Source organism: Streptomyces sp. NPDC001941, assembly GCF_040296945.1.
Taxonomy (GTDB): Bacteria; Actinomycetota; Actinomycetes; order Streptomycetales; family Streptomycetaceae; genus Streptomyces.
The window spans coordinates 1-8,331 of sequence record NZ_JBEOYE010000187.1; the positions used below are offsets into that span (position 1 = coordinate 1).

General features: G+C 70.0%; 5 protein-coding genes and 2 pseudogenes. 5 read left to right on the plus strand and 2 right to left on the minus strand.

Annotated elements, in window-relative coordinates:
* Positions 1 to 487: 487 nt before the first annotated feature.
* The 3 genes and pseudogenes from ABT160_RS45810 (at position 488) to ABT160_RS47220 (ending at position 1,590) form a co-directional block, all read left to right on the plus strand.
* Positions 488 to 1,153 (plus strand): hypothetical protein, encoded by a 666-nt coding sequence (locus tag ABT160_RS45810; RefSeq protein ID WP_351656047.1) that lies wholly within the window; start codon positions 488 to 490, stop codon positions 1,151 to 1,153.
* 112 nt (positions 1,154 to 1,265) lie between these two features.
* Positions 1,266 to 1,442 (plus strand): annotated as a pseudogene (locus tag ABT160_RS47215) (DUF6193 family natural product biosynthesis protein); the annotation flags it as partial.
* A gap of 58 nt (positions 1,443 to 1,500) precedes the next feature.
* Positions 1,501 to 1,590 (plus strand): hypothetical protein, encoded by a 90-nt coding sequence (locus tag ABT160_RS47220; protein WP_502984422.1) that lies wholly within the window; start codon positions 1,501 to 1,503, stop codon positions 1,588 to 1,590.
* Positions 1,591 to 1,832: 242 nt separating this feature from the next.
* Here ABT160_RS47220 and ABT160_RS45820 read toward each other — a convergent pair.
* Positions 1,833 to 2,521, minus strand: a pseudogene (locus ABT160_RS45820) (transposase); the annotation flags it as partial.
* Between the two features lie 1,335 nt (positions 2,522 to 3,856).
* Here ABT160_RS45820 and ABT160_RS45825 point away from each other — a divergent pair.
* Entirely contained in the window at positions 3,857 to 4,774 is a 918-nt protein-coding gene (locus ABT160_RS45825; RefSeq protein ID WP_351656050.1) for a DUF6283 family protein, read from the plus strand.
* 1,156 nt (positions 4,775 to 5,930) lie between these two features.
* On the opposite strand, the gene ABT160_RS45830 is transcribed toward ABT160_RS45825, so the two are convergent.
* Positions 5,931 to 6,317 (minus strand): hypothetical protein, encoded by a 387-nt coding sequence (locus ABT160_RS45830; RefSeq protein ID WP_351656051.1) that lies wholly within the window; start codon positions 6,315 to 6,317, stop codon positions 5,931 to 5,933.
* A gap of 1,087 nt (positions 6,318 to 7,404) precedes the next feature.
* On the opposite strand from ABT160_RS45830, the gene ABT160_RS45835 reads away from it, so the two are divergent.
* Complete coding sequence (locus tag ABT160_RS45835) at positions 7,405 to 7,941, plus strand: hypothetical protein (protein ID WP_351656053.1); 537 nt, start codon at positions 7,405 to 7,407, stop codon at positions 7,939 to 7,941.
* Positions 7,942 to 8,331 lie beyond the last annotated feature (390 nt).

The following is an 8,331-nucleotide window of genomic DNA, read 5'->3' on the forward strand; positions in this document are numbered from 1 at the left end:
TATGCCGGGGCCGTCTCCCTGGCGTCCCCGGACGGCTGCGTCGTCTGGGGCGGGGCGGCCGACGGGGTGCGCTGGAGCAGCGCCGAGCCAGGCACCTGCTCGACACAGCCGTTCACCTCGTCCAACGCCCCCTCCGTTAAGCGCTGAGACGGTACGGCAGAAAACTCGTCGGCCAGCCGGTCCCTTACGCCGACGCGGGCCTGCTCCGGCTCACCGAGGAGACCAGGATCGGCATCGCCTTCGGGTGTGCCGGGACATCGGCACCGCCCGACCGCGTACGTCCGCGCGGATCGCGTCGGCGACCACACGATCAGCGGGGCCCGGTTCTGCTCGTACAGCATGCGTGGCCTCGCCTTCAACCCGGCGACGCCCTCCGACCTCCTGATACCCCTGCATGACCAGGGCGGTGAGATACGCCGGGAGATGTACCGGGAACGGGCCCTGCCTGACCCGGTGATCGACGCGGCCCTCCCACCCCGCGGTTCCCGTGCGCGGCGCACTCGCCCACAACCTGCACATCGACCCGGTGCGGCTCATCGCGCTGGCCTCCTGCGGTGACAGGACACGGGACTCGGGGCCGCAGAGGCTGCGGCGGATCCGGCCGCTCCCCGACGACATCCTGATCACCCTGCTGACCGCCAAGGAACCGGCCGAAGACGGCATCCTCTCCACCAACGACCTCCTCGGGAAACTCGCCGACTCCCGGTACAACACGCCGTCCTTCGAAGCGTCCCCGGCCGGGCGCGAACACCCCGAACTGCGCATCTGCGCCACCTGGCGCTGGGAGAAGCTCACACCCCAGGAGCGGGCGGGGCTGCTGGATGATCCCGACCCCGCGGTGCGCAAGGCCGCGCGGGAGCACAGCTGGACGCTGGACCCGGAGCGGGTCGAGGCCCGGCTGTCGTCCTACCGGCCGCGCAACCGCGCGTTCGCCTACGGCTCGTGCGCCCTGTCCCCGGCGCGGGTCAAGCAGTGCTTCGCGGACGGCTGGGAAGACCAGACTGAGAGGGACAGGACGGATGTCGCGCGCGATCCACTGCAGGTGGACATTGGTAGGGAGAGCGTGATTTCGTCACGAGGGGCACCTTGCCGGGGCGTGGTGTGGAGCTGGTGGCCGGGACGGTGGCCGGCCTGGCGGACGTGGTGCGTCTGACAGTGGCCTGGGGCAGGAGTCTTCACCGGTCCAGCTGCACGCCCAGTTCCCCGGCACCCACTCCTCGAAGCTGGCGCCCGCGCACGAGCAGGGCGTCAAAGCGGTCCTCGCCCTGAAGTGGCGGATGCTGCACGACCAGGCCGCGGAAGGGGAGTCGCTTGCCGCGTTCGGGGAACTGGTGAGAGTCTCGTACGCGGAGCCGCGGCTGCGGCGGCTGTCGGCTTTCGCCAGCCACTGGGTGCTGGGATTCAGCACCAGCGTCCATCCCCGCGCCCGGCCCGTCATCGCCCTGGCCCCGGCCGGGAGAGCTGCCCTGCCAGGTACGCCGCTACCCACACGAGGATGTCCTGGCACAGGCCAGTACAGCACGCGAGGCCCTGGTACTGGCCCATCTACCCGAAGACCTCGGGCCCGTCACGGCCGACCCTGAGCACTGACCCCGGCAGCCGGCTGTCAGCCCAGGACCGTGCACAAGGGCCCGCTCGCCAGCGCGGCCCCCGAGTTCAGACGGGTGAGCATCGGTCGACACCTCGGCACGCGTCAACGGCTCATCTTTGGCACACTGAGCTCGTTCAGAGTGGCCACTGATCGAGTGACGGCCTACGAAGAACCTGCAGCTCGGAGGCCCGCCACGCCACGATCGGGTGAGCGTCCTGAAGAGGCTCACTGAGCGTTTTGAGCGTTGCCTCTCCAGGGTGAGGATGGCTTTGGCGATGACGGTCATGCGGTTGGGGCTAATGCGGGATCTGTGGACGATCTGCCAGGACTTGAGCCGTGCCATGCCGCGTTCGACCGGTGCCCTCGCCGCGGCCAGGGCCCGGTTGACGGTGCGCTGGGTGAGGGTGAGTTCACCGCACGGTGGCCGTTTGAGTCCGGTGGTGACCCAGCGGCCGGCGCCCTGGTAGGCGCGGTCGGCGAGAATCGGAACGCCCTGGCGCTCGCAGATCCGGATGATGCGGTGGGTGCGGGCGGCGGTCAGGTAGTGGGTGCGGCCGGGCCGCGCGGGCGAGATCCACAGGACCTCGCCGGCGGGGTCGGTGACGACCTGGACGTTTACGCCGTGACGGCGGTGTTTGGCCGAGTAGTCGGCTCGCCTGTCGCCGACGCGGTCGCACTCGGCGAGGGTCCCGTCCAGCAGGACGAAGTCGGGATCGTGCTCGCGCAGAGTCTTGAGCAGGCCCGGGGCCCGTTCGGCCAGCAGGCCGGTCACGGTGGTGACGTAGGCGTGAGCGGTGCCACGGATATCCCGAAGCCGGACGCGATCCGGGTGAGGGTGTCGTGGCGGCGTAGGTACACCAGAGCGACGAGCGCGCGCTAGTGCGGCGGGAGTTTGCACCGTCGGTCACCCTCGCGGGTGACGATGAGCATCGTGACCCACTCGACCAGGGCATGCGGGAGATCGAGTACGGCAGGATAGGGCACCTACAAGGCTTCTGTGCCGGTGGGTTGAGACTTCGAACACCTCCCCCAACGGCACGGGGGGCTTGTCCGTAGCGGCCCTCACCTCAACCTCACCGGCGTCACCCGATCAGTGGCCACGCTGACAACGCTCACTGGTGAGACACGCCATCGGTGGCCAACAGGCGGCAGCACCTCCCGGTTGCTCCCTGGCTGACGGCGCCCGGCAGGGCCGACCGGGCTGCTGGCCAGCTGGTGTCGCGGGCGCGCGTGAGGTCTGCTTCGGCGCGGCGTGCATGGGTGGCCGTGGCGGCGCGTGATCATGGGGGCAGGGCGGGTGCGCCCCCGACCCCGCCTGCCCGTCCTTTCGGTCTCGCATTGGCTCCCGGAGACCGGAGGGTGGGCAACAGGGTCTGCGCAATGTGCGGACCCCCACGCCTCATGGGATTCTCCAACACCGGGCCGTGCGGGGACGAATGGGGGCGCTGTCCCGCATATCCAAGGCTCCGGCACGTCACTGCGGGCAGGGAGCCTGGCGAGAAGGATCTGCGCGCACGGCGGCAGGGTGCGGGCCGACCAGTACGCAGCTCGCTCCCCCCCCCATTTGGGGCATGGTGCGGGCTCCCGGCGCCTCAGTCTCTGGCGCCCTCCAGCAGCCGCTGGCCGTCAGGCTGTCATGGAATTGACGGATGCTGCGCGGAGCAGCGTCGGGTCAACGAAGGCGAGGCGCCGCCTCTACTTGGAGGGTATGGAGCGACGAGTCAGCCGCTAGGCGCAGATCACCCACGCGCGCGCCCCACCCAGGCTCATGCTGTGATGCCCGGCTGCAAACCACAGCCGTCAATGCCTTGGCCCGAGACCGTCGCCGTACCCGCCCGTCCCGATTTCGCGCATGCTCCCGGCCAGCTCCCAACTCCGGATACGCTTCCCTCAGCCGGACTCAGATACCGGCGCGCAGCCACGACAACGGGCTGGGATGAGGCCCGAGGTCGTCAGGGCAGCCCGGGAGCGCAAGGGGGAGAGGATGATGGGCGAGGTTCGCCAGCACGCAGCCCGGCCCGAGGGAGGACCGGGGCGAGGAGGATCCGCGGTGCCCCAGCCCTATTCCGTGCGTCTGTCCAACGGGCGGCGCGACCACCGGGCCCGGCAGCGATCTGACGGTACGTTCGAGACCGCATGCCCCGGCGGCGACACCTTCCCTCCTGGAGCAGGCCACCTCACCCGGCCCCTGTGCTACCGGCCCTGCGCTGGCTGCATCCACGCCGTTACCGCCCGGTGACCACGAGCAGCGCAGCGCCGCGACCCGTGCGCGTCCACGACGGCAGCGTCGACCACACCGCCTACCAGGTACGCCCCGGCAGCTGGCGGATGGCCTGTGACGTCCTGCCCGTGCACCCGGACGACTTGGCCCGCACCCTGACCGGGACCCCCTGCCCCGGCTGCGCCCGCGCGCTGACCATCACCGCCGACCCGGCCGCAGCGGCCCTGCGCTCCGACATCCCGGGCGTCCAGCGCCGGGAGAACAGCGGTCAGTCGCCACTGCCCGGCAGCGGCCCCCGCTCCGCCACGACGGCTGCGGAAACCAGCCTGGTCGGCGCCGATACCGCGCACGACCGGCGGGTGCGGGCCTCGCTGGCCGTCGTCGCCGCCCAGCGAGGTGTCAGCCTCGAATCGCTGCTCGCGCAGCTCAACGCCGCCTTCCGGTCCGGGCTGAGTGTGGTGCCCTGCGACGAGCAGCCGGTGGATCTGCCCCTCCCCGCCCGGGCGGCGAACGTGGTGGCACACCGGGCCGCCGATGACGTATGGGAGGTGGTCAGTGTCGCCTACGACGGAGTGCCGAAGGCGGCGGCCCGGCCGTGCGGCGGCGCCGAGCCGTGCCCGTGGCGGCGCGACGCACCCATCGGCCAGTTCCCCGCCACGGCGTACGAGTTGAGCGAACCCACCAGCCGCCCCGACTCCACCCGCCGCTTCGGCTGCCACTCCTCCACCCCGGCCAGCCCGCGGATGTGCGCGGGCTGGCTCCTGCGCGGGGCCGACGGCAACGCTGAGGTCCAGGACCTCCTCGCCACTGGTCGCCTCACCCGGCCCGAGCTGCCCGACGGCGTGGAACTGTACGACTCCTACGCCCAGATGGCCGCCGCCAACGGCGCCACCCTCGACTCCCCGGCGAAGGGCAGCGACACCACACCGGACCCCACCGGCTCGCACCAAGACCCAGCATGAGCACGCCGTGGCACCCGAAGCCCCGCCGCAGCCCCTCCCCCACACCCCGGCCGAGCACCCGCCCGGCCCGGTACGGCGCGAACTGACCGACGGCCTGAAGCCGTAGCAACGACAGCCTGCGGGCGCTGTCCACGGGCGCCACGGCCGACGTGCGCGGACAGGTCCGATCGCGCAGATCCAGGGCCGTCTCGGCGGAGCGTGACGGGGCCTTGCCGATGAGCGCGGCACGTTCCACCTGCCGGCTTCGGCGGCTGGGACAGGTTCTCCTCCTCCGCGCGGACGTCACGCTGGTGGAAGTCGTGAAGGCCTCAAGGAAAGAGATCCGTGGCTTGTCCTTGCGGGAAGGGGCGACGTTGTAGCCGAAACCGTCGGCAAGCCGGGCAGTCCGCCGAGGAAGGCACTGGGCGCTCGCTCGGTCGCGGGCGGAATTCACGGGCACAGGAGATGGTGACGCTGGCGTAGAGGAGACCGTGACGTCCGCTGACCCGTCCCACGTCTCTGCCCACGGTCGAGACAAAGGCGCTCCACCATCTGATAGCCGCCTAGCACACGGCCACCGTTCCCGGGCGCTTTTTGGCTCCCGGGGTATCCCGCGTGTTCTCCGTCAGATACGCTCTTCCTATCCCGCGCCGACAAGGAGTGTGCGGAACAGGGGCGGCGCATCCAGGACCAGTCCGGAAATGCAGTACACCCGCCCCGACCAGCCCCGGCAGTCCCCCCGACCGCCGGGGTTTACTGCTGCCTCGCAACAACGGCCCAGGAGCAACTACTACGGAGCGAGGACGGGTTGCAGTCAACCTGCCGTACAACACCGGGAACTGCCAGCTCCTGCTACTACTGAGAGCGGGACTATCGCGCACGCAGCGGGAAACCGGCGGAACAAGTGCCCGCGCTCTTGACAGCGTGGCCTGTGCACCACGCGCCTCGCATGACCGGGTTGTTCGCAGGGCGGTGAGGCACCGCGCGGGACCCGCATCGTCCATGAGTGACCGCACTCTCCAGAGCGCGCCCAAAGGGATCGTCAGCACGGGCAGGTCCCCAGCGTGTGCGGACCTGCCCCAGAGCCTGCAACCTCAAGCAGCCTCCTATCTTGACAGCAGAGACGCGGCCTAGCCTCGCGCTATTCACGGTTCAAGTCCGGGGCCTGCCACGTACCTCAGTCGCGTAGAGTGAGGCAATCAAGAACGAGCTTGGCAACGGGTGGATCAAGAGAGTACAAGGTCGATGACTGCGAGAACTCGACGGGTGTGCAGTGGCCAGGGCCGCTACGTGCCGCGCGGGAAATGCCCAGGTTGATGCGGGCGAGACACCGCTTGTTCTCCGTGCTGTATCCGAGACTCCTTTTCACGTCTTCTGCCCGGAGGGTTCGGCGGCTGGACTGAGCGAGAAGACGCAGGAAAGAGACCTGTTCCTCTGTCAGGAGGCTGAGCCATAGCTCAACGTCGGACTTGCTCCATGTCCTTTCTCCGTAGGCGGCTTTGAGCTGTGCAAGTACATCGTCATAGGCGTCGGTCTCGGTATCGAATCTGAGGACCTTCTTCACGTCACGTCCCGCTCTCCACGAATCAGGGTTCGCGGAACGTCGTTCCACGTCGTGCGCGGCCCGGTAGCGGGCCGCTCGGCGAAGACTTCCACCCCGAGCCAGGCGGAGTTCCGGACTGCTTCGCCCGTGCAGCACGATCCGCACACCTCGTCATCTCGGTGGGGGACCGCGCGGGGCGCTCCGCCCTGGTCGTCTCCGTCGGTCAAGCAGCCGTGGCAGCGAGGGCACCTGTTCGTCATGGGACGACGGTACTCAACTCAGCACCCCGGACTGAGCCGTTGCTCATACTCGAAAGCTCAGAGTCACGCATGCGCGGTCTTCGCTGCACCGGGCCGGTGACCCATCGGGGCCGCCGCACGCCCCACCCCACGGCCCTCGAAGGGGGCCCGTCGTCCGTAGCCGGCCGGCACGTGGAGCATGTGGCAGGCGACGGGTGAAACCGCCCTGCGGCTGCCGTACGACTGCGGCGAGGGGTTCAGCCCGGGACACCGGTGGGGTGACGGGCACCCCGGAAACGTATCGCTTCCCGGGCGCCGCGAGCGGCGTCGCGCTACGAAACGCGCCCACCGGATGCAGAACCCTCTGCCCAGACGATCCCGGGCCCGTGCCCGATCCCCCGGGTGTCCCGAGGTGACCGCGTATGGCAGGCCGTGATCATGCACACCGGGCGCGGGTGCCCCGACCCCGCTCACCTGCCTTTTCCGTCTCGCAGTAGCCTTCCGGGGCCGAAGGGCGGGCAACAGGCCGCTCACGCGAGTACGGTCATGCTCCTCGCCGTGGTCTCCAACGCGGCGCCGGATAGGTAGAGTTGAGGTGCTGTCCCGCATACCCAATGCTCCGGCACGTCCCTGCGGACAGAGAGCTTGGCTGGAAGGAACTGCACACGCTACGGCGCAGTGCAGGCCACCCAGCGCGAAGCTCACCCTCACGCAACGGGCCGCCCGGGCCCACGAGGCCCTCGACGCCGCCGCTCTGAACGGATTCGTGGACATCACCACCACCGGGGACAGTAGGGGGCACTTCGTGTGCTGGTGGCCGTCATCAGCGATCGTGCCGGGCTGGAACCCGGGGTGGGGTGCGGGCTTTGATGCAGGTACAGCCCGGGATCGGCCGGAAGGCAGGCCGCGAGAAGGGGCTGTCGCTTGAGGCGCTGCTGGATGCCGCGGAGCCGGTGGTGGAACGCATGGGCTTGTGGTCAGCAGCCCAGGCGGCTGAAAGTGAGCATCACGACCTGGCGGCCACTGAGCCAGGACACCATCGAGAACAACGGGGCACCTACGTGGAAACATCGATGACCATGATCCCCAGCGACGCGGCGGCTTTGCTCTGCGGCGTCCGGGAGGCACTGCGGGCCGGAGGCCTGAGCCAGCCCGCAGACGAGGCGGGACTGCCGGTCCTCGCGGAGGCCGAAACCTGGCTCGCCGGCCAGGAGGTGATCCTCAAGGTCGGTGTGGCCCCTGAGGAGCGGCCGGGTGCGGGCGCGATCCCGGGGCGCGTCCAGCACGCCCTGCGCTCCCGCGGTTTCGCCCTGGCCCTGGCGTCCGGCAGCCCGGCGGCAGCCAGCGGGTCAGCAGCGGGCGAACTCGGTTCCGGCCGGGCCGTGCGGGTCGTCCGCGTGCCGTGACCCGTGCACTCGGAACGACCGGCCGAAGCCGCAGGACAGGGATCAACTGACCCTGGGCAGGGCTGCATACTCACGGCGCGGCCCGGAGCGAAACACAGGCCGGAGAAGGGCAAGTGGGCCGTGACGGGCGGTGCGTGCGGGCACGCGGGCGGTACTCCCCCAGCACCAGGCGGCCACACAGCACGGGCACCCGGTCCCCCCGGGAAGACGAGGACGGCCGGTAGGCGCCCAGGGGCGCGGACGGCAGCAGAAGCGCAACTCAGGCGGGAGTTGAATGAGTGTCTGCGCTCCCGGGCTGCTGTCAGACATCCCATGCCGTAGCGGTGTCAAGCTGCGGTTGGGAGGGTTGCGTGGTGTGACCAGGCGGTGGCCTCGTCGTAGGGGGTACGG

Coding starts and splice junctions, on each gene's coding strand:
- ABT160_RS45835 (WP_351656053.1), top strand. CDS start 7,405: ATGCAGGTACAGCCCGGGATCGGCCGGAAGGCAGGCCGCGAGAAGGGG.